Raw genomic sequence first — 21,990 nt, forward strand, 5'->3', positions numbered from 1 at the left:
ATCGCCCTCCTTTATCACCCACTTTTGTGCCCAGGAGACCTCACATGCCTGACTTCTCTGGCTTGCCGCTGGTGATCGAGTCCAGCGACCTGCTTGGTCAACTGGATGCCGAGCACCTGATTGTGGTGGACCTCACCAGTGCCGCCCGCTACGCCGAAGGGCATATTCCCGGCGCGCATTTCGTTGACCCCAAACGCACCCAACTGGGCCAGCCACCGGCACCGGGCCTGCTGCCGGACAAGGCCGAACTGGAGAAGCTGTTCGGCGAACTGGGCCACACCCCGGACGCCACCTACGTGGTCTACGACGACGAAGGCGGCGGTTGGGCCGGGCGCTTCATCTGGCTGCTCGACGTGATCGGCCACCAGAAGTACCACTACCTCGATGGCGGCCTGCTGGCCTGGCTGGAAGCACACTACCCGCTGTCCACCGAGGCACCCGCCCCGGCTGGCGGCCCGGTCAGCCTCACACTGCACGACGGCCCCACCGCCACCCGCGAATACCTGCAAAGCCGCCTCGGCGCTGCCGATCTGGGCATCTGGGACGCACGCGGCCCGCTGGAGTATTCCGGCGAAAAGGTGCTGGCAGCCAAGGGCGGGCACATCCCCGGCGCCGTCAACTTCGAATGGACCGCCGGCATGGACAAGGCGCGCAACCTGCGCATTCGCCGCGACATGCCGCAGCTCCTCGAAGACCTGGGGCTTACCCGCGACAAGGAAATCATCACCCACTGCCAGACTCACCACCGCTCTGGCTTCACCTACCTGGTGGCCAAGGCGCTCGGTTATCCGCGAGTCAAAGGTTATGCCGGTTCCTGGGGCGAATGGGGCAACCACCCCGACACCCCCGTTGAGATTTAAGGTTTAAGGACAGTTAATGAAAAAGCAGTTGTTTATCCTCAGCCAGTACTTGCTGCCGCACCACTTGCTGTCGCGCCTGGCCGGCTGCATTGCCGAGTGCCGTGTGCGCTGGTTCAAGAATGCCTTCACCACCTGGTTCGCCAAGCGCTATCAGGTGGACATGTCCCAGGCCCTGGTGGAAGACGTGACGGCTTACGAGCACTTCAACGCCTTCTTCACGCGTGCCTTGAAAGACGGCGCGCGCCCACTGGACCAGACGCCGGGCGCGGTGTTGAGCCCGGCCGACGGCGCGGTCAGCCAGCTTGGCCCGATCGAACACGGCCGGGTCTTCCAGGCCAAGGGCCACAGCTTCAGCGTGCTGGAGCTGCTGGGCGGTGACGCGGCCGTGGCTGCGCCGTTCATGGGCGGTGACTTCGCCACCGTGTACCTGTCGCCCAAGGACTACCACCGGGTGCACATGCCACTGGCCGGCACCCTGCGCGAGATGGTCTACATTCCGGGGCGCATCTTCTCGGTGAACCAGACCACCGCCGAAAACGTGCCCGAGCTGTTTGCGCGTAACGAACGTGTTGCCTGCATTTTCGACACAGAGCGCGGCCCGATGGCGGTAGTGCTGGTCGGCGCGATGATTGTGGCGTCGATTGAGACCGTGTGGGCAGGCCTGGTTACGCCGCCCAAGCGTGAGCTGAAAACCTTCCGTTATGACGAAGCCGCGCGGGCGCCGATTCATTTGGAGAAAGGCGCTGAATTGGGCCGCTTCAAGCTGGGTTCGACGGCGATTGTGCTGTTTGGGCCCGACCAGGTGAAGTGGGCGCAGGAATTGGTGGCCGGCTCGCCGGTGCAGATGGGCCAGGGTATCGGCTCACCCAAAGCCTGACACCGCTCTGAATGTGGGAGGGCGCAAGCCCCCTCCCACATCTTTACTGCATGCCTGCAGTTGGAAACCGCTTAACCCTGCCCATCGCGTTCGCGAAAGCCCAGCAGATACAACACCCCATCCAGCCCCAGCGTCGAAATCGCCTGTTTGGCCGACTGCTTCACCAACGGCTTGGCGCGGAACGCCACACCCAGGCCAGCAATTGCCAGCATCGGCAAGTCATTCGCGCCGTCGCCCACCGCGATGGTCTGTTCCAGTCGCAAACCTTCCTTGTGCGCCAACTCCCTGAGCAAATCAGCCTTGCGCTGCGCGTCGACAATCGGCTCGACCGCCACGCCGGTCACTTTGCCGTCCTCCACTTCCAGCTCGTTGGCGAACACATAGTCGATGCCCAGCTTGACCTGCAATTGCCTGGCAAAGTAGGTGAAGCCGCCGGACAGGATCGCGGTCTTGTAGCCCAGTCGCTTGAGTTCGGCGAACAGGATTTCGGCGCCTTCGGTCAGGCGCAGCGAAGCGCCGATGGCGTCCAGTACGCTGACATCCAGCCCTTTGAGCAACGCCAGGCGTTCCTTGAAGCTGGCGCGAAAATCCAGCTCGCCGGCCATGGCACGCTCGGTGATGGCCGAGACCTGTTCGCCCACGCCGGCGGCCTTGGCCAGTTCGTCGATGACTTCGGCCTCGATCAGCGTGGAGTCCATGTCGAACACCGCCAGACGGCGGTTGCGCCGGTACAGCGAGTCTTCCTGGAAGGCGATATCGATATTCAATTCCTGCGCCGCACTGAGGAACTCAGCACGCAGGGCCTGCGGGTCGGCCGGTTCGCCGCGCACGGAGAACTCGATGCAGCCCTTGCCCAGGTCGGTCGACGTGTCCAGGGGCATGCGCCGCGACAGGCGGTCGATATGGTCGATATTCAAAGCGTGATGGGCGGTGATCGCGCTGACGCGCTGCAACTGCTCGGCCGTGACCTTGCGGCTCAGCAACGTAACGATGTGGCGCTTATCACGCTGGCCTTCCACCCAGTGCTGGTAGTCCGCTTCGGACAGCGGGGTAAAACGCACCTGTTGATCCAGTGTTTGCGCGGTAGACAGGATTTGCGTACGCAGGGACGCAGCCTGTTCTTCGCTCGGGATTTCCACCAGGATGCCGAACGACAGGGTGTCGTGAATCACGGCTTGGCCGATGTCGAGAATGTTCACACCACCCTGGGCCAGAACGCCGGTAATGGCCGCGGTAAGACCCGGGCGGTCAACGCCGGTGATGTTTATCAGGACAATTTCGCGCAAGGCGCACCCCCAGGCTGGAAAAAAACCGCATTCTACCCACTTTCAGTGACCATCGGGCACAGCGAGCGCTTTGCCGGTACAGGGCCTGTCGCTATACTGCGCGTCAACTTCACGGACCAAGAGCCGAGCGCAAGTGAACCGGCCCACGCCAGTAAAAACCGATAACTTCTTCCTGCTGATCTTCCGGGCACTGCGCCATCGCCGTGTGCCGATAGCATTACGCATCGCCAGCCATAACGTGATCCTGGTCGCTCTGGCCCTGGTGATCTACGCCTGCGTGATGGGCTTGCAGTTCAAGCAGGCCATGCACGAGCAGGCTGACGCCCTGGGCGAGAGCCTGACGACCCAGACCGCCACCTCGGCGACCGAGCTGCTGGTGTCCAACGACATCCTCAGCCTCAACGTGCTGCTCAACAACCTGACCAAGAACCCGCTGGTGGCCCACGCCGCCATCTACAGCGTGGACAACCGGATCATGGCCGAAGCCGGGCAACGCCCGAAGAACGGCCTGCTGGGCGAAGCCGAAGGTCTGTACCAGAGCAATATCACGTTTCAGGATGTGAAGGCCGGCCAGTTGCGCATCAGCCTGGACATGCAGCAATTCCAGCAGCCGATGACCATCAGCCTGCAAAGCATGGGCATCCTCAGCGCGATTCTGCTGGCGCTGGCGCTGGCCTTGAGCCTGCGCCTGGGGCGGCATATCTCCACGCCGTTGATGCAACTGCGCATCTGGCTGCGCGATATCGACGAGCACACCCCGGCCACCGACCGCCAGGATGAAATCGGCGACCTCGCGCGCCAGCTCCACGCAAGCTTTGCGCCGGAACCGGTGGTGCCCGAGGTTGAACCCGAGCCCGAATACGACGACACCGATTACGACGACGAACCCGAGTTTGAAGTACGCGACCTGCGCGACCCAGGCTTTGACGAAAGCGCCCCGGTCGCCAGCGCCAAACCAGCACCGCGCCAGGTGATCAGAGCCCAGGAAGACGAACTGGACGACGAAGACCCGTTCGCCGACCTGCGCGACACGTCGGCTGCCAGTCCTGCCGTGGCGCCAAAAGCGGCGGTGGTGAAAAACACCGAACCGCAGCACAGCGCCGTACTCGCCGTGCAACTGGGCTCTCAGGAGCAACTGCGCCGCCTGCCCCGCGCACGCCTGACCGAACTGCTGGAACGCTACCGCGATTGCCTCGATCAGGCTGCCTCGTTGTACCAGAGCGAGCTGCACACCCTGAACGACGGCAGCACGCTGATGCTGTTCCACAGCGAAGACAGCGGTGAGGACTACCTGACCAATGCCATTTGCTGCGGTGAGCTGCTGCGCGCCCTGGGGCATGAACTGCAAATCGAAGTGGCCGACAGCGGCATAACCCTGCAATTGCAGCTGGGCCTGACGGTCGGCGACGATCTGTTCGGCATGAGCCAGATCGACTTGCTGCTGACCGAAATCGCCCAGGATGCGCTGGCGCTGTCCCAGCACAGCCGCAACCTGCTGCTGGTGGAACGCAAGATCAGTGAGGACGGGCTGATCCGCCAGCGCGCGCGCATTCGCCCGATTGCCAGCCCTGAGGGAGCGAGCTGCGTGGAGCGGTTGATGGAGCCGTACCCATCGATGCTGGAGCGGCAGCTGGCGCGGATGCATGAGACCCGTAGCAAGCCCTGAACAACACGGTAAAACCAGAATGTGGGAGGGGGCTTGCTCCCGATAACGGTGTATCAGTCACCGATGAGTTGACTGACCGACTGCTATCGGGAGCAAGCCCCCTCTCACATTTGCCTGGGTGCCAGGACTTGAATCCTGGCCAAACAAAAGGCCCGCTTACTCAGCGGGCCTTTTTGTTGAAGCGGTTTTGGCTCAGAACCTGAACACTTCCATATCCGTACGAATCGGCGTGGCCATCGGCATCTTCGGCTTTTCCGGCGCGGCCGGCTTGGCCTGCGCGGGTGCTTGCCTGCGCGTGGCTTCGGCAATCGGCGGCTGGTTGGCCAATGGCTTGAGAGCCACCGACAACTGCTGCGCCAACTGCTGCAACAACACGCCCTGAGCCTGGACCTGGGACGCGGTGGTGCCGGCATGCTCTTCCTGCAGGTGCACGATGCGGTTATCGCGCACCTGACCACGGCGGTCGATCAAACGCCACTGCGCATCGAGGATCGCCGGCTGCGACTTGCCGGAGTCAAGCCGGGTAATGGTCAACAGCACCTGCACATCCGGGGTGAAGCCGGTGGGCGCAGGCGCCAGTACCACACGCTGGCTGTCGAGCTGACCGGCCACCTGGCGCAGCATCAACTGGTTGATGTCGGACGACAGGCTGCCGGCCCAACGACCATCCAGGGAACCTTGCAGGCTGCCGTCGCTCTGACGTTGCAGCAGGGTTTCGCGTTGCAGGTAGTCGGCAACCACCACCGGACCCAGTAATACAGCCATGCCAGCAGTTTGTGCCGGCTGAGCCGGACTTCCGCTGTCCAGCTGGTACAGCGACACCGGCTGGTGCGTGCTGCAACCCGCCAGCCCCAATAGGCCAGCGAGCATCAAAAATAGAGGAAGGCGTGGAGCAGTCATCATCCCATCCAGGTGGCTGCCACAAGGCGAACCACAATGTAATACTAAAAATAACCTAAACACGCTCGGCCACGCCGGCGCTGGAAAGGCCATATCATCCGTGAATATGCGCCATGACTCCAGCGCCAAAGCACCGATCTACCGGTTAAATCGTAGATCAAGGGCTCTAAACCGCGTTAAACGGGCGTTTCCACGAGCAAAGCATCCACACGCTGGAAGCCACGTGGCAATTTGTTACCACGGCGACCGCGCTCCCCCTTGTAATGTTCCAGGTCGTCAGGGCGCAGCGACAACGTGCGCTTGCCAGCCTGGAGCACCAGGGTGGAACCTTCAGGGATCACCGCGATGTCGGTCACGTATTCTTCGCGACTGGCCACCCGCTCCCCTGGAATACCAATGATCTTGTTGCCCTTGCCTTTGCCCAACTGCGGCAGATCGCTGATCTTGAACACCAGCAGACGCCCTTCGGTGGTCACCGACGCCAGCCAGTTGCTTTCGCGATTGTCCACCGGACGCGGCAGAATCACCTTGGCGTTGTTCGGCAGGCTCAGCAGCGCCTTGCCCGCCTTGTTCTTGGCCTGCAGGTCTTCCCCCTTGACCACGAAACCGTAGCCGGCGTCGGACGCGATCACATACAGCGAGTCGTCATCGGGCAGCAGCACACACTCGAAATTCGCCCCCGGCGGCGGCGTCAGGCGCCCGGTCAGCGGCTCGCCCTGCCCGCGTGCAGACGGCAAGGTGTGGGCCGGCACCGAATAGCTGCGCCCGGTTGAGTCGATAAACACCGCAAACTGGTTGGAACGCCCGGCCGCAGCGGTCTTGAAGCCATCGCCGGCCTTGTAGGACAGGCCTGTAGCGTCGATATCATGCCCCTTGGCGGAACGAACCCAGCCCTTTTCCGACAAAACGACGGTAATTTTCTCGTTCGGCAACAGCTCGGTTTCTGTCAGGGCTTTGGCCTCGGCGCGCTCGACAATCGGCGAGCGGCGGTCGTCGCCGTAGGTTTCAGCGTCCTTGATCAGCTCGCTGCGTACCAGCTTCTTGAGCTTGGCTTCGCTGCCCAGCAGCGCTTGCAGCTTGGCCTGTTCCTTGAGCAGCGCATCCTGCTCGTCGCGCAGCTTCATTTCTTCCAGTCGCGCCAGCTGGCGCAAGCGGGTGTCGAGGATGTAGTCGGCCTGGATCTCGCTCAGTTCGAAACGCGCGATCAGCTCGGCTTTCGGGTGCTCGGCGGTACGGATGATATGGATCACTTCATCCAGGTTGAGGTAGGCGATCAGCAAACCGTCCAACAGGTGCAGGCGGCGCTCGACCTTGTCGAGGCGGAATTGCAGACGGCGACGCACGGTCTGCACGCGGAACTCCAACCATTCCACCAGCAGGTTGCGCAGGTTTTTCAGCTGCGGCTTGCCGTCCAGGCCGATGATATTGACGTTGACCCGGTAGCTGGACTCCAGGTCGGTGCTGGCGAACAAATGCTGCATCAGCACTTCATGATCGACCCGGCTGTTGGTCGGGATGATCACGATGCGGCACGGGTTTTCGTGGTCGGACTCGTCACGCAGATCGGCAACCTGCGGCAGTTTCGACGGTTTGGCCTGCATCAGCGCGGCAATCTGCTCCAGCACCTTGGCCCCGGAGACCTGATGCGGCAGCGCGGTGACAATAATGTCGCCGTCTTCGACGTGGTATACGGCGCGCATGCGCACCGAGCCCTTGCCGGTCTCGTACATCTTCAGCAGGTCGGCGCGCGGCGTGATGATTTCCGCTTCGGTCGGGTAGTCCGGGCCCTGAATATGCTCGCACAGCTGTTCGACCGTGGCCTTGGGCTCATCGAGCAGACGCACGCAGGCGGTGGCGACTTCGCGCAGGTTGTGCGGTGGCACGTCAGTGGCCATGCCGACCGCGATGCCAGTGGTGCCATTAAGCAGGATATTCGGCAAACGTGCCGGCAACACCAGCGGTTCGTCGAGGGTGCCGTCGAAGTTCGGACCCCAGGTCGCCGTGCCCTGGCCCAACTCGCTGAGCAGCACTTCGGAATAGCGCGACAGGCGCGCTTCGGTGTAACGCATGGCCGCGAAGGACTTGGGATCATCCGGCGCCCCCCAGTTGCCCTGGCCGTCCACCAACGTGTAGCGGTAGCTGAACGGCTGGGCCATCAGCACCATCGCTTCATAGCACGCCGAGTCGCCGTGGGGGTGGAACTTGCCGAGCACGTCACCGACGGTACGCGCCGACTTCTTGTGCTTGGAATCGGCGTCCAGGCCCAACTCACTCATGGCGTAGATGATGCGACGCTGCACGGGCTTGAGGCCGTCGCCTATATGCGGCAGGGCCCGGTCCATGATCACGTACATGGAGTAGTTGAGGTAGGCATTTTCGGTGAAGTCAGCCAGCGATCGGCGTTCTACGCCATCTAAGCTGTCTGCGAGGATGTCACTCATGCGGGCCTCATCATGGTCTGGTAAGGCGCGGTGGCAAGGCCACTGCGCCGGGTCAATTCAAGTGTTTGGTGGTTCATGGCTGGGCACTCCAGCCACCGGCCGGGGCGGCAAAACGGTAGACCACCGGGCGTTTTTCACCATCGGCGCGCGGGCCGAAGTTGTTGTCGATGCCCAACCAGGCACCGTCTTCGTCAATTACCAGGGCTTCGGCCAGGCCATAGGGCTGGGCGTAGCGCCGCTCGGGCTTGAGGGTTTCGTCGGCAAACGACCAGCACAGCTCGACCTTGGCCGTAACCGCGTCACGCCGGCAGATCTGGAACGCATTGCGCTCAAGGGTGAACAGCTTGCCCTTGAACAGCGCCAGGTCGGCAAAATCCCTGGACACCGCCTTCGCGTTGGTGAACTGGGCCGGCTGCACTTCCTGGCCGGCTTCGCTGAGCAACACGCAGGCGCCGTCACAGTCCCACAGGCTATGCGGGCGCTTGATGGACATCAGCCCGCGCCGCTCACGCTCGGCGGCGAGCCAGATCTGGTTGCCCTCGGGGTTCACCGCCAGGCCTTCAAACAGCGCATTGAAGTGCAGCAACATGCCGCTGGCCCGCGCTTCGCGCACCATGCGCGGGGCGATCTGCAGCCATTGCGGCGCACCTTCCACCGGCACCTGCAGCACCGCCGCATGGGCTTCGCTGACGATGTAGCGGTTACCTGCGGCATCACAGCTGATGCCTTCAAAATCCAGGTCGCCGCCGCGAATGAACGACGCCGCCGTGGTGCGCGAGCGCAAGCCCCAGGGCAAACCGGACTCGGGCACCGGCGGCACCTCGATCTTTACCGTTTCGGCCTGCCACACGGGCGCGCTGATATCCAGGCGATAGATCTGCTCGTCGTCGCGGTCGGACACCGTCCATAAATCCTTGCCGCACAGCGCCAGGCCCGACAGGTTACCGCCGCGCATGCCGTCCACGGCGTGCTCGGACACCAGTTTGAGCTCAGCCACGGGGGCGGCCAGTGCTTCGCTGGCGGCTAGCCCGCTCACCATCAGGATCGCCAGGGCGATGCCTGTGCGCATCAGCCCAGCACCTCGGCCAGGTTGCCCTTGGATTCCAGCCAGGCTTTGCGATCCGGAGCGCGTTTTTTTGCCAGCAACATGTCCATCATTTCCGACGTGCCGGCGAAGTCTTCCAGGGTCAACTGCACCAGACGCCGGGTGTTGGGGTCCATGGTGGTTTCGCGCAGTTGCGGCGGGTTCATTTCGCCCAGGCCCTTGAATCGCGTGACCTGTGGCTTGCCGCGCTTCTTCTCGGCCACCAGGCGGTCGAGGATGCCGTCGCGCTCGGCTTCGTCCAGTGCGTAGAAAATTTCCTTGCCCAGGTCGATGCGGTACAACGGCGGCATGGCGACGTACACGTGACCGGCATCCACCAGCGGGCGGAAGTGCTGCACGAACAGCGCGCATAGCAGGGTGGCGATGTGCAGGCCATCGGAGTCGGCGTCGGCGAGGATGCAGATCTTGCCGTAGCGCAGCTGGCTCATGTCCGCCGCGCCCGGATCGACGCCGATGGCCACAGCGATGTTGTGCACTTCCTGGCTGGCGAGCACTTCGCTGCCATCGACTTCCCAGGTGTTGAGGATCTTGCCGCGCAACGGCAGGATCGCCTGGAATTCCTTGTCCCGCGCCTGCTTGGCCGAACCGCCGGCGGAGTCACCCTCCACCAGAAACAGCTCGGAGCGCATCGGGTCCTGCCCGGCGCAGTCGGCCAGCTTGCCGGGCAGTGCCGGGCCCTGGGTAATGCGCTTGCGCTCGACTTTCTTGCTGGCCTTGAGGCGACGGCCGGCGTTGTTGATCGCCAGTTCCGCGAGGGCCAGGCCCAGCTCCGGGTGTGCGTTGAGCCACAGGCTGAAGGCGTCCTTGACCACACCGGAAACAAACGCCGCCGCTTCACGGGACGACAGGCGCTCTTTGGTCTGCCCGGAAAACTGCGGTTCCTGCATTTTCATCGACAGCACGAACGCGATGCGCTCCCACACGTCTTCCGGCGCCAGCTTCACACCGCGCGGCAGCAGGCTGCGGTACTCGCAGAATTCGCGCATGGCATCGAGCAGACCCTGGCGCAACCCGTTGACGTGGGTGCCGCCCTGGGCCGTGGGGATCAGGTTGACGTAGCTTTCCTGCACGCTGTCGCCGCCTTCGGGCAGCCACAGCAGCGCCCAGTCGACCGCTTCCTTATTACCCGCCAGGCTGCCGCAGAACGGCTCGTTGGGCAGGCGCTCGAAGTCGCTGACGGAATCTTCCAGGTAGGAACGCAGGCCGTCTTCGTAATGCCATTCGACCTTCTCGCCGGTGCCTTTGTCTTCAAAAATGACCAGCAGGCCCGGGCACAGCACGGCCTTGGCCTTGAGCACGTGTTTGAGGCGGCTGATGGAGAATTTCGGCGAATCGAAGTATTTCGGGTCCGGCGCGAAGTACACGCTGGTGCCGGTGTTGCGCTTGCCGACGGTGCCGACCACTTGCAACTCGGTGGCTTTGTAGCCATCGGCAAAGGTCATTTCGTACTCGTTGCCGTCGCGCTTGACCTTGACCCTGACCTGCGTGGACAGGGCGTTGACCACCGAAATACCCACGCCGTGCAGGCCACCGGAGAACTGGTAGTTCTTGTTGGAGAACTTGCCACCGGCGTGCAGCTTGGTGAGGATCAGCTCGACGCCCGACACGCCCTCTTCGGGGTGAATGTCCACCGGCATGCCACGACCGTCGTCGGACACTTCCAGGGAGTGGTCGGCGTGGAGAATCACGTGCACCGACTTGGCGTGCCCGGCCAAGGCTTCGTCGACGCTGTTGTCGATGACTTCCTGGGCGAGGTGGTTCGGCCGACTGGTGTCGGTGTACATGCCGGGGCGTTTGCGCACCGGGTCGAGGCCCGAGAGGACTTCGATGGCGTCTGCGTTATAAGAGCTAGCGCTGGGAGTGGCCATGGGGTCTCGTCTAGAGTCTTGCGATTAAAAAGTACCCTGGGATTTCACAATGCGCTGAAATCTAAGGATTGATACTGATCTGCACCGATGCCGGCAAAGCTGAGCAAGGCCGGCAATTGTCGGGCGAAGCCCTGGTAACCATGGTCGCCGCCGGCCTGGATGCGCAGGGCGCAGGCCCGGTAGTACTGCTGGGCGAGGCGATAATCCAGGGTTTCATCCCCGGTCTGCAACCACACCTGATAACGCGCAGCCTCCTGGGGCGCCGGCACTTCCAGTTCGGCCAGCGCCGTGACGTGGTCGTGGGTCAGCTCCCAGGTTTCATCGGTATAGAGGTTCTTCTGGGTGCCCAGGTAACCGTCGAACATCCGATGGGGGCTGACCGCCGGGTTGACCAGCAGCGCCTTGAGGCCATGGCGTTCGGCAAGATGGGTTGCATAGTAGCCGCCGAGTGAGCTGCCGACCAGCAGTGGCCGCCCCAGTTGGGCAATGGCCTCCTCCAATTGAGGAATCGCCTTGCGCGGGTGGTGATGCAGGGCCGGCACCCGCAACTGATCGGTCAGGCCGAGGCTGTCCATCACGGTTTTCAGCTGGCTGGCCTTGTTGGACACCGGCGCGCTGTTGAAACCGTGGATATACAAGATCGAAGCGGACATGCCGGGGCTCTCCGTGACTCAGCCAAAGAGGCGCAGTTTACAGGGAATATGGGCAAACGAGGATCGAATGTGGGAGGGGGCTTGCTCCCGATGGCGTTGCATCAGGGCGTACAGGTGCCGACTGATACAGCGCTATCGGGAGCAAGCCCCCTCCCCCCAATGTGTTTGGTGTTTGCAGCTTTTAATAACCGTTGCTGCCGTAATCGACAGTAAACGCAAAGTCTGTGACACGCTCCACCCCGGTCTCCAACCGCCCGTCGGCATGCAGGCACAGCCAGCGATAACCCGGTGCCTGTTCGCTGACCGCAAAATCCTCGCTGCCCGGCGTGAACTGGATGCAGGTGGACGGCGATGCCAGGAGCCGCACGCCGTTGCGCACTTGATCGATCTCCTGATGCACATGCCCCCACAGCACCGCCCTCACCTGGGGGAAGCGGTCGAGCACGGCAAACAGCGCTTCCGGATTGCGCAAACCAATGGGCTCCATCCACGCGCAGCCAATGGGCACCGGATGATGGTGAAAACACACCAGGTGATGTTGATCAGGCGCTTCGCTCAAGGCCTGGGCCAGCAGTTGCAGTTGCTGGTTCTCCAGGTAGCCCGGCACCGAGCCGGGCACGGCGGAATCGAGCAGGGTAATGCGCCAGTTGCCGACATCGACCACCGGTTCCAGCAGGTCACTGTTCACGGCGGCCTGGGTCATGAACTGTGGTTCGTCGTGGTTTCCTGGAATCCAGCGCGTCGGTGCGCCAAGCGGCGCGGTCATAGCGCGAAATTGCTGATACGACGCCAGCGTGCCGTCCTGGGACAAATCTCCCGTGGCCAACACCAGATCGACACAGGGCTGCCGCTCGCGCACGAGCGCGATCACCCGATGCAGGCTGTCACGGGTATTCAAGCCCAGCAGCGTGCCATCGCTCTCGGCAAACAGATGGCTGTCGGACAGCTGCACCAGCAAGGCAGCGTCAGGGTTCACAGTGGGTACGCGGGGCAAGGCGCTCTCCCTGGCGATCACAGTCATGGATAGGTGTGGCGATTATGCTGAAGCGGGGGTCTAGCGCACCACTTCGAACTCATGGCCCAGGGCCAGGCAATGGCTCAACCACTCGCCGAGGAACACATTGAGCTGTGCTTTCTCATCGGGCTGGTGCATGAACACATTCGGGTAGGGATAGATGCTGCGAAAACGCCGCGCATGTTCGGCGCTGATCACCTCGGCCATGCGCGCATCGTGGTACACCTGCACCTCCAGCTGCGGCACCGGCAGCCACGGCAGGCTGTGCTCCTGGCGCACACGCAAGGTGGTGGTGTAGGGGCAGTTGACGATGACTTCCAGGGCCAGCACGCCGAGCATCTGGTCGCCATGGGTCACCCCGATGCGCCGCGCCTCGGGGGCGTGGCGCATATCGGGAAGCAGGCGCATCAGCCGCGCATAGTTGGCCTCGCAGGCCGCCTGCAACCCGATCAGATCAACGCGATAGCGTTCCCGTGCCTTTACTGCCATAACCCCCTCACTTCCGCGCGGTTCAGCGCGAGCCACTGCAGGGCGATAATGCTGGCTGCGTTGGAAATTCTGCCGTCGCGCACGGCTTGCAGGGCGTCTTCGAATGCCCACACCGTGACGCGGATATCTTCTGCCTCTTCTTCCAGTCCATGGACGCCACCGGCTCCCGCGCTGTCGCAACGACCCAGGAACAGGTGCACAAATTCGGTACTGCCACCGGGCGACGGGAAATACTTGGTGATCGGCCACAGCGCGGAGAACGTCAGCCCAGCTTCCTCCTCGGCTTCGCGGTGTGCAACCTCCTCCGGTTCTTCGTCCTTGTCGATCAGCCCGGCAACCATTTCCACCAGCCACGGGTTATCGGTACGCCCCATGGCGCCGACGCGAAACTGCTCGATCAGCACCACTTCATCGCGTTGCGGGTCGTAGGGCAGCACGCAGACAGCATCGTGACGCACGAACACTTCGCGGTTGATCACTCGGCTCATGCCGCCATCGAATTTTTCGTGGCGCAGTTGCACGCGGTCGAGCTTGTAGAAGCCTTTATAGGCATTGTCGCGCTGAACGATTTCGATTGTGCTCGGCGTCGATTTCGCAATGTCCGTCATGTCCCATCCTCGATAAGCCTGCGCAATGGGCGCCATCCTAACGCGCTCCTGCCCTCGGATGCAGCCCCTTTCCAGTTGCCGGGATAGACGGCTGGCGTCAAACTCACTCTAATCAGCTTAGTGGCGAACTGACTGCCTTGCCGGTAGTCGAAGCTCCACGAATTTCGCTCTTATCGACGGAAGAAGACCTTACATGTCGCTCTTGAAAATCGCCTCCGTGGCGTGTATCGCATTGACCCTCGGCGCCTGCCAGAGCCTGTTTCAGCCCGCGTGGCACACACCTCTGGAAGCCACCCGCGACACCAGCGAGCAAAGCAAGCCGGGTTGCACCAGCGCCGATTGCCCGCTGGTGAATATCGACACCGTGCATTTTGCCAAAGAGCCCAAGCTGGACGCGCTGATCGAACAGCGCCTGCTGGAAATGACTCAAACCAACGCCAGCGACCCGCTGCCGACCAGCCTGGACACCTACCGCGAACAATTCCTGAAGACCGCCGCCCCACGCAACAGCATGTACTTGCAGGCCAAGGTACGCGAGCAGCATGACGGCTTGGTGATCATCGAACTGTCCAGCTACCTGGACCAGGGCGCCACCCACGGCGAACCCGGCCGTGCCTTCATCAACTATTCGCGCCAGCAGCAAAAGGCCCTCTCGCTCACCGATATGCTGTTGCCCGGCAAGGAAGAGGCCTTCTGGAAAGCCGCCCAGGTGGCGCACAACAGCTGGCTGATCAGCACGCGCCTGAGCCTGGAGCCGGAGTTCGTGAAGAAATACCCTTTCCAGAAAACCCCGAACGTGGCGCTGACCTATGGCGGTGTGATCCTCAAGTACCCCACCAGCACCATCGCGCCGTACGCCCTGGGCCACGTCGAGTTGCAGATCCCCTACTCGCGCCTGGAAGGCATCCTCAAGCCTGAGCTGGTGCCCGCACGCCGCTGAAGGCTCGAACCAGGACAAATTGCAACATCCCTGCCAGCACCAGCGCCGGCAGGGTTGCGCCGATGTCCGGATACAGGTTGGCCAGCAAGTGGTAAGTGGCAATGCCCCCCAGCCAGGCCACTAATGCCGGCCAACGCAGCCCAACGACCGCTCCCTGGCCGCGACGGCGCAGGATGAAGTGATCCACCAGCACCACGCCAAACAGCGGCGCAAACACCGAACCGATCAGCAGCAGGAAGTTCTGGTACTGGGCCAACGGCGCAACGCAGGCAATCAAGGTGCAGACCACCCCAATAGCCGGCGCCAGGTGCTCGACCTTCAAACGCACCAGCATCGCGCTGGACACCGCCGCCGAGTGAATATCGGCGAACGCGTTTTCCGACTCGTCCAACAGGATCAGCAGCAGCGGAATGCCAAGACCCGCTCCGGCCAACGCCAACAGCAATGCATTGACCTCACCGCTCGGCGCAAACGCCAGGGTGTAGGCCACGCCCAGGCTCATCAGCCAGACATTCCCGATAAAGAACCCCACCGCCGTACCACCGAACACGCTTTTCGCGCGTTTGCCGAAGCGTGAGTAATCGGCAATCAACGGCAGCCACGACAACGGCATGGCAATGGCGATATCAAAGCCCACCGCAAACGGCAGCGAACCATCACCGGGCCGAGTCCAGAGCGCGGCAAGGTCGGCCCTGGCGAACAGGTTCCAGGTCAGCCACAGGCAGGCGGCGAGCAACAGCCAGATGCCCCACTTGCGCAGCACCTGCCGCACGAAGGTCAGCGGGCCGCTCACCGCCAGCAGCGTCGCCAGGCCGCCGAAGAACAGGGTCCACAGCAGCGGGCTGGCGAACACACTGCCGTCGCTGAACGCCCGCGTGCCCAGCAGGCTGGCGGCGTCGCGCATCACGATGATTTCGAACGAGCCCCAGCCAATCAACTGCAACAGGTTGAGCAGCGCCGGCAGGCTCGCGCCTCGGCTGCCGAGGCTGAGTTTGAGCGCGGCCATGGCGGACAGGCCGGTGTCGCTGCCGATCACGCCGACGGCAGCCAGCAGCAACACGCCGACCAGGGTGCCGAGGAAGATCGCCAGCAGTGATCCCGCCAGACCGAGGCCAGGCGCCAATAACGCGCCGGTCTGCAGGACCATCAAGCCGATGCCGAGGGAGAACCACAGGGAGAACAGGTCGCGGGCGCCGAAGACGCGTTTGTCGGCGGGCACGGCGATGTCGGGGGAATAGGTGCTGGGTTGAATGTTCAAGGGAGATTGTCTCTGAGAGGCACTTGTTGTGTTCAAGAGGGTTATCGGGAGCAAGCCCCCTCCCACAGTTGGCATGCATTTCAACTGTGGGAGGGGGCTTGCTCCCGATGAGGCCGGTACAGATCACTAAAATCCCGAATCAGACCTTTTTATACAGCTGACTGCCTTCCTGCTTGAACCGCTCCGCCTGCTCCGCCAAGCCTCTGGCCACGTCCACATCCACCGCTTCAATGCGCTGGTTGGCCGCGTACTCGCGCACTTCGTGGGTCACCTTCATCGAGCAGAACTTCGGCCCGCACATCGAGCAGAAATGCGCGACCTTGGCCGACTCCTTGGGCAAGGTCTCGTCATGGAAGGCCCGCGCGGTGTCCGGGTCCAGGCCGAGGTTGAACTGGTCTTCCCAGCGGAACTCGAAGCGCGCCTTGCTCAAGGCGTTGTCGCGAATCTGCGCGCCCGGATGGCCCTTGGCCAAATCCGCCGCATGCGCCGCGATCTTGTAGGTAATGATCCCGGTTTTCACGTCATCCTTGTTCGGCAAGCCCAGGTGTTCCTTGGGCGTGACGTAGCAGAGCATCGCGCAGCCGAACCAGCCGATCATCGCCGCGCCGATGCCGGAGGTGATGTGGTCGTAGCCCGGCGCAATGTCGGTCGTCAGCGGGCCGAGGGTGTAGAACGGCGCCTCGTCGCAGCACTCGAGCTGTTTGTCCATGTTCTCCTTGATCAACTGCATCGGCACGTGACCGGGGCCTTCGATCATGGTTTGCACGTCGTGCTTCCAGGCGATCTTGGTCAGCTCGCCGAGAGTTTCCAGCTCGCCGAATTGCGCGGCGTCGTTGGCATCGGCCACCGAGCCCGGGCGCAGGCCGTCACCCAGGGAGAAACTGACGTCGTAGGCCTTCATGATTTCGCAGATTTCTTCGAAGTGCGTGTAGGCGAAGTTTTCCTTGTGGTGCGCCAGGCACCACTTGGCCATGATCGCCCCGCCCCGGCTGACGATGCCGGTAACCCGGTTGGCGGTCAGCGGCACGTAGCGCAGCAGCACACCGGCGTGGATGGTGAAGTAGTCGACGCCTTGCTCGGCCTGTTCGATCAGGGTGTCGCGGAACAGCTCCCAGGTGAGCTCCTCGGCCATGCCGTCGACTTTTTCCAGGGCCTGATAGATCGGCACAGTGCCAATCGGCACCGGCGAGTTGCGGATGATCCACTCGCGGGTTTCGTGAATATGCTTGCCGGTGGACAAATCCATGATGTTGTCCGAGCCCCAGCGAATGCCCCAGGTCATCTTCGCCACTTCTTCCTCGATGGACGAGCCGAGGGCGCTGTTGCCGATATTGCCGTTGATCTTCACCAGGAAGTTACGACCGATAATCATCGGCTCCAGCTCGGTGTGGTTGATGTTGGCCGGGATGATCGCGCGGCCGCGGGCGATTTCCTCGCGCACGAACTCAGGGGTAATGATCTTCGGAATGCTCGCGCCAAAGCTGTGCCCGGCGTGCTGCTGCTTGAGCAGGCCGGCGGCGCGGGCTTCTTCGAGCTTCATGTTTTCGCGGATGGCGACGTATTCCATCTCCGGCGTGATGATGCCCTTGCGCGCGTAGTGCATCTGGCTGACGTTGGCGCCGGCCTTGGCGCGGCGCGGGTTCTGCAGGTGGGCGAAGCGCAGGTAGGCGAGCTCCGGGTTATCCAGGCGCTCCTGGCCGTAGCGGGAGCTCAGGCAACTCAGGCGCTCGGTGTCGCCGCGTTCTTCGATCCACGGCGAGCGCACATCGGCCAGGCCTTTGCGCACGTCGATAATGACAGTGGGGTCGGTGTAAGGGCCGGACGTGTCGTAGACCACCACCGGCGCGTTGATTTCGCCGCCGAATTCGGTGGGCGTCACGTCCAGGCTGATCTGGCGCATGGGCACGCGGATATCGGGGCGCGAGCCCTGCACGTAGATCTTCTGCGAGCGGGTAAACGGCTGCACGGAGCCGGAGTCGACCTTGGCCGATTCACTCAGGTGCACAGTATTTTTTGATTTTTGGCTTTTTAGTTCAGTGCTCATCACAGGCTCTCCAACTTATCCAGGCGGTGGATTGTTGTCGGAGCGAACCTGGGACGGATGGACGCACTGATAGCAGTGCTGTGCTTTGTGCACGAGGGCGTTCGATGGTCGAACAGCATCCCGGACGAAGCACAAGAGGACTCGCCGGGTGACGAGAAATCTTGTTCCCTACGCAGGCGTTAACCTGATCAGGTTCAACGGGATCCGGTATTTACCGATCTCAGCCTTCCAACAAGGCACCCCGACAAGAACGCGGCCAGTCTAGACCATGGCGTGGGCAAATTGCCAATAACGGTGGATCAAGCGTGATGAATGGCGTGATTGCAGGATTGTTGTGCCGAGATCGCGCCACTACACTCCAGAGCGGCCTCAAGGCTTGACGCTCTACAAGCGCCACCGTAGCCTTGGGCGATTAATTATCAGCGTAATATTTATTCAGGGATCGCCTCATGCTGCGCAAACTCTCACTGGCCCTTGCCGTGTCTTGTGCGACCAATGGATGGGTCTGGGCAGCTGAAGCGCCCTTGTCCGTCAATACCGATCTGGTCAGCGTCTACCAGGAGGCGGTGAACAACAACGCCGACCTGGCCGCCGCCCGCGCCCAATATGGCGCGCAAAAGGAAGTGGTGCCCCAAGCCCGCGCCGGCTTGCTGCCCAACCTCTCGGCCGGTGCCGACAGCAATAATGTGCGCACCCAGCTCGACCAGCCGGCGGCCACCGTCAACCGCGACGCCCACTCCTGGCGCGCGACCCTGAGCCAGCCACTGTTTCGCGCCGACCGCTGGTTCCAGCTGCAGGCCGCCCATGCGGTCAACGAGCAGGCCTCGCTGCAACTCTCGGCGACCGAGCAGAACCTGATCCTGCAAAGTGCCGAAAGCTACTTTGCGGTGCTGCGCGCCCAGGACAACCTGGCCTCGACCAAGGCCGAAGAAAACGCCTTCAGGCGTCAGCTGGACCAGTCCAACGAACGCTTCGACGTGGGCCTGTCGGACAAGACCGACGTGCTGCAATCCCAGGCCAGCTACGACACGGCCCGCGCCAACCGCATCCTCGCCCAGCGCCAGGTCGACGACGCCTTCGAAGCGCTGATCACCCTGACCAACCGCCAGTACAACGCAATCCAGGGCATCGTCCACAGCCTGCCGGTGCTGCCGCCGATGCCGAACGACGCCAAGGCCTGGGTCGAAACTGCCGGCCGTCAGAACCTCAACCTGCTGGCCAGCAACTACGCCGTCACTGCCGCCGAAGAAACCCTGCGCCAGCGTAAGGCCGGCCACTTGCCCACGCTCGACGCGGTGGCGCAGTACGAAAAGGGAGACAACGACGCGTTGGGCTTCGGCAATCCGAACCAATTGCCGATTCCTTACGGCGGCGATGTGTCCCAACGCACCGTCGGCCTGCGCCTGAACATTCCGCTCTACAGCGGCGGCCTTACCAGCTCGCAGGTGCGCGAATCCTATTCGCGCCTGGACCAGTCCGAGCAACAGCGCGAGGGCCTGCGCCGCCAGGTGGTGGAAAACACACGCAACCTGCACCGCGCGGTGAACACCGATGTGGAACAGGTGCAGGCGCGCCGCCAGTCGATCATCTCCAACCAGAGCGCGGTGGAGGCCACGGAAATCGGTTACCAGGTGGGGACGCGCAACATCGTCGACGTGCTGGACTCGCAGCGCCAGCTCTATGCGTCGGTGCGCAACTACAACAACAGCCGCTATGACTACATTCTCGACAACCTGCGCCTGAAGCAGGCAGCGGGCACCTTGAACCCGGGTGACCTGCAGGAGCTGACGCGCTACCTCAAGGCCGACTACAACCCGGACCGCGATTTCCTGCCACCGGACCTCGCTAAAGCCGCCGCCGAACAGCTCAAGGCCCGGCCCGGTAACTGAACATGTGAGAGGGGGCTTGCCCCAATGCCGTTCAGCTAAGCGCAGATTCCCTGTGGCGAGCAGGCTTGTCCTGCGTTGGGCTGCGCAGCAGCCCCAAAGCCAGCTCCCACATTTAACCGCGTTCGCACTCCCTACACCGATCGGCTATAAGGCCGCCGCGCTTTTGCTTTTGATCTGAGGCGCCCCGTCAAACACGCTGGCCGAACGCAGGGCAAAGACCTTTTGCTTACTTTTGGGTCTTTCCAAAAGTGAGCCGCCGTAAGGGCGGAACCCTAAGTCGCCGTTACCGCAGAAACGGATATGTACACCGAAAAATCGCATTCGCGAGCGAGCCCCCTGCCACAGTTTTATCGGTGCTGTGTCAGTTGATCAGTCGGCCAAGGCCGTCCAGCAACCGCTGCAACGCGCCCTGATTGGCCTGCATCACTTCAAGCCCCGCCTGCGCCATGCGGCGGGCATCCTGCGGCAGTTCGAACAGCTGGCGTACCGCCTCAGCCAATCCGTCAGCATCATCCACCTCACGCAACGCCCCGGCCTCGCGCATCATTGCGGTGATCTCCAGAAAGTTGAACAGGTGCGGCCCCATGATCACCGGCAACCCCAACGCCGCCGGCTCGAGCGGGTTATGCCCACCGGTCGCTACCAGGCTGCCGCCGACAAAGGCGCTGTCGGCCAATGCATACAGAAACAGCAACTCGCCCATGGTATCGCCAAGCAACACGGCGGTTTGCGCCGTGACGGGTTCGCCGCTGGAACGGCGCACCGTGGCAAAGCCCTGTTGCTCGCACAGCTCGAACATCGGACCGAAGCGTTCCTGATGGCGCGGCACCAGAATCAACAGCGCATTGGGATAGCTGTCGAGCAGTTGACGATGAGCCGCGAGCACCACCGCATCCTCGCCTTCGTGGGTGCTGGCGGCGATCCATACCGGGCGCTGGGTGGCGCCCCATTGCTCACGCAGGGCCGCGGCGCGTACCGGTAATTGCGGGTCGATGGTCAGGTCGAACTTGATCGAGCCGGTCACCTCCACCGTGTCCGCTCGCGCGCCGAGGCTTCGGAAGCGCTCGGCTTCGGTTTGCGTCTGCACGGCCAACAGGCTCATCTCTGACAGCATCGGCGCGGTGAGCTTGGCAAACCGCGCGTAGCCCTTGGCCGAGCGCGCCGACAATCGCGCATTGGCCAACGCCACCGGAATGCCGCGCCGAGCGCAGGCGTGGATATGGTTGGGCCACAATTCGGTTTCCATAATGACCGCAAGCCTGGGCTGCACGCGATCAAGAAAGCGCTTTGCCGCGCACGGCACGTCATAGGGCAGGTAGCAATGCTGGATGCGCGGCTCGTTGGCGAACAGCGCCTGGATACGCTCGGAACCGGTCGGTGTCATGCAGGTGACCGTGATCGGCAACTGCGGATAACGCTCCAGCAGCCCACGCACCATCGGCGCGGCGGCAATGCTTTCACCCACCGACACCGCATGCACCCAGATCCCGCCGGGCTGCATCGCCGGCAAGCCAAGGGAAAACCGCTCGCCCACGCGCTTTGCATAGGCCGGAGCCTTGCGTGCACGCAGCCACAGACGTAAAGCCACCAACGGCAGCGCCAGGTAAAACAGACAGCTGTAGAGAGTTCTATTCATGGCGGCGGAGTTTATCGGCTTTTTCAATAGTGAGCCTATAGAATGCCCATCCTGATACCGCCGCAAGCCGAGGACTCCCCATGAATGCCGCCTACTACTACCTGGCCATCGCCATCTGCTCGGAAGTGATCGCCACCGTGTCCATGAAAGCCATCAAGGGCTGGAGTACGCCGATCCCCCTGCTGCTGGTGATCGTGGGGTATGGCGTGGCGTTCTGGATGCTGACCCTGGTGGTACGCACGGTGCCGGTGGGCGTGGCGTATGCCGTGTGGGCCGGGATGGGCATTGTGATGGTGAGTATCGCGGCGTTGTTCATCTACGGGCAGAAACTCGATGTACCGGCGATGCTGGGGATGGGCTTGATTGTGCTGGGCGTGGTAGTGATCCAGCTGTTCTCGAAAACCGCCGGGCACTGACCGCCACGCTACAGCCTGTATACTGCGCCCCTTGTCTTG

18 protein-coding genes and 1 riboswitch are annotated in these 21,990 nt (G+C 62.7%); of the genes, 6 read left to right on the forward strand and 12 right to left on the reverse strand.

Translation table 11 applies throughout. The annotated features are described in order from the left end of the window. Window positions 1–44: 44 nt before the first annotated feature. Entirely contained in the window at window positions 45–860 is an 816-nt protein-coding gene (locus tag ACXX81_RS20150; protein WP_458572270.1) for a rhodanese-like domain-containing protein, read from the forward strand. Between the two features lie 16 nt (window positions 861–876). Then, a complete protein-coding gene (asd, locus tag ACXX81_RS20155) occupies window positions 877–1,737 on the forward strand; it encodes an archaetidylserine decarboxylase (RefSeq protein WP_209987864.1) in 861 nt (286 codons plus the stop codon). Between the two features lie 71 nt (window positions 1,738–1,808). Here asd and serB read toward each other — a convergent pair whose 3' ends face one another. Next, window positions 1,809–3,023 (reverse strand): phosphoserine phosphatase SerB, encoded by a 1,215-nt coding sequence (serB, locus tag ACXX81_RS20160; RefSeq protein WP_458572271.1) that lies wholly within the window; start codon window positions 3,021–3,023, stop codon window positions 1,809–1,811. Between the two features lie 133 nt (window positions 3,024–3,156). Between serB and ACXX81_RS20165 the strand changes: the two genes are divergently transcribed. Beyond that, window positions 3,157–4,689 carry an AhpA/YtjB family protein gene (locus tag ACXX81_RS20165; RefSeq protein WP_209987857.1) on the forward strand — a complete coding sequence of 511 codons (1,533 nt, stop codon included), beginning with the start codon at window positions 3,157–3,159 and terminating at the stop codon, window positions 4,687–4,689. Between the two features lie 192 nt (window positions 4,690–4,881). Here ACXX81_RS20165 and ACXX81_RS20170 read toward each other — a convergent pair whose 3' ends face one another. From ACXX81_RS20170 to ACXX81_RS20205, 8 genes are all read right to left on the reverse strand, one after another. Next, the gene (locus ACXX81_RS20170) at window positions 4,882–5,592 is read right to left on the reverse strand and encodes a PqiC family protein (protein WP_209987855.1); all 711 of its coding nucleotides are present in this window, start codon (window positions 5,590–5,592) and stop codon (window positions 4,882–4,884) included. Window positions 5,593–5,765: 173 nt separating this feature from the next. Further along, the gene (gene parC, locus ACXX81_RS20175; protein WP_209987852.1) at window positions 5,766–8,030 is read right to left on the reverse strand and encodes a DNA topoisomerase IV subunit A; all 2,265 of its coding nucleotides are present in this window, start codon (window positions 8,028–8,030) and stop codon (window positions 5,766–5,768) included. Between the two features lie 73 nt (window positions 8,031–8,103). After that, the gene (locus tag ACXX81_RS20180) at window positions 8,104–9,099 is read right to left on the reverse strand and encodes an esterase-like activity of phytase family protein (RefSeq protein WP_209987850.1); all 996 of its coding nucleotides are present in this window, start codon (window positions 9,097–9,099) and stop codon (window positions 8,104–8,106) included. Continuing rightward, on the reverse strand, window positions 9,099–11,003 hold the full coding sequence (parE, locus tag ACXX81_RS20185) for a DNA topoisomerase IV subunit B (protein ID WP_057010231.1): 1,905 nt from the start codon (window positions 11,001–11,003) through the stop codon (window positions 9,099–9,101). The genes ACXX81_RS20180 and parE overlap by 1 nt, the downstream gene beginning before the upstream one ends. Window positions 11,004–11,047: 44 nt before the next feature. Next, window positions 11,048–11,656, reverse strand: coding sequence for a YqiA/YcfP family alpha/beta fold hydrolase (locus ACXX81_RS20190; RefSeq protein WP_458572272.1), 609 nt, complete (start codon window positions 11,654–11,656; stop codon window positions 11,048–11,050). A 181-nt stretch (window positions 11,657–11,837) separates the two neighbouring features. After that, on the reverse strand, window positions 11,838–12,650 hold the full coding sequence (gene cpdA / locus ACXX81_RS20195) for a 3',5'-cyclic-AMP phosphodiesterase (protein ID WP_231422377.1): 813 nt from the start codon (window positions 12,648–12,650) through the stop codon (window positions 11,838–11,840). A gap of 60 nt (window positions 12,651–12,710) precedes the next feature. After that, window positions 12,711–13,160: a DUF1249 domain-containing protein gene (locus tag ACXX81_RS20200; protein ID WP_003171323.1), complete on the reverse strand. Its 450-nt coding sequence runs from the start codon at window positions 13,158–13,160 to the stop codon at window positions 12,711–12,713. After that, window positions 13,151–13,768 (reverse strand): NUDIX domain-containing protein, encoded by a 618-nt coding sequence (locus ACXX81_RS20205; RefSeq protein WP_003236285.1) that lies wholly within the window; start codon window positions 13,766–13,768, stop codon window positions 13,151–13,153. The genes ACXX81_RS20200 and ACXX81_RS20205 overlap by 10 nt, the downstream gene beginning before the upstream one ends. 193 nt (window positions 13,769–13,961) lie before the next feature. Between ACXX81_RS20205 and ACXX81_RS20210 the strand changes: the two genes are divergently transcribed. Further along, the gene (locus ACXX81_RS20210) at window positions 13,962–14,708 is read left to right on the forward strand and encodes an RsiV family protein (protein WP_209987839.1); all 747 of its coding nucleotides are present in this window, start codon (window positions 13,962–13,964) and stop codon (window positions 14,706–14,708) included. On the opposite strand, the gene cytX is transcribed toward ACXX81_RS20210, so the two are convergent. Both cytX and thiC read right to left on the reverse strand, forming a co-directional pair. Further along, complete coding sequence (gene cytX, locus ACXX81_RS20215) at window positions 14,677–15,966, reverse strand: putative hydroxymethylpyrimidine transporter CytX (RefSeq protein WP_458572273.1); 1,290 nt, start codon at window positions 15,964–15,966, stop codon at window positions 14,677–14,679. The two genes, ACXX81_RS20210 and cytX, sit on opposite strands and share 32 nt — an antisense overlap. 139 nt (window positions 15,967–16,105) lie before the next feature. Further along, window positions 16,106–18,010 carry a phosphomethylpyrimidine synthase ThiC gene (gene thiC, locus ACXX81_RS20220; protein WP_458572274.1) on the reverse strand — a complete coding sequence of 635 codons (1,905 nt, stop codon included), beginning with the start codon at window positions 18,008–18,010 and terminating at the stop codon, window positions 16,106–16,108. A gap of 148 nt (window positions 18,011–18,158) precedes the next feature. Then, window positions 18,159–18,264, reverse strand: a riboswitch (TPP riboswitch). A 195-nt stretch (window positions 18,265–18,459) separates the two neighbouring features. Between thiC and ACXX81_RS20225 the strand changes: the two genes are divergently transcribed. Continuing rightward, window positions 18,460–19,899: a TolC family outer membrane protein gene (locus ACXX81_RS20225; RefSeq protein ID WP_209987831.1), complete on the forward strand. Its 1,440-nt coding sequence runs from the start codon at window positions 18,460–18,462 to the stop codon at window positions 19,897–19,899. 361 nt (window positions 19,900–20,260) lie between these two features. Here the strand turns inward: ACXX81_RS20225 and waaA are convergent, their stop codons facing one another. Next, entirely contained in the window at window positions 20,261–21,535 is a 1,275-nt protein-coding gene (gene waaA / locus ACXX81_RS20230; RefSeq protein WP_209987828.1) for a lipid IV(A) 3-deoxy-D-manno-octulosonic acid transferase, read from the reverse strand. Window positions 21,536–21,615: 80 nt separating this feature from the next. Here waaA and ACXX81_RS20235 point away from each other — a divergent pair, with 80 nt between their 5' ends. Next, a complete protein-coding gene (locus ACXX81_RS20235; protein WP_003188013.1) occupies window positions 21,616–21,951 on the forward strand; it encodes a DMT family transporter in 336 nt (111 codons plus the stop codon). Window positions 21,952–21,990 lie beyond the last annotated feature (39 nt).

This window comes from Pseudomonas sp. GNP013, from assembly GCF_054343995.1.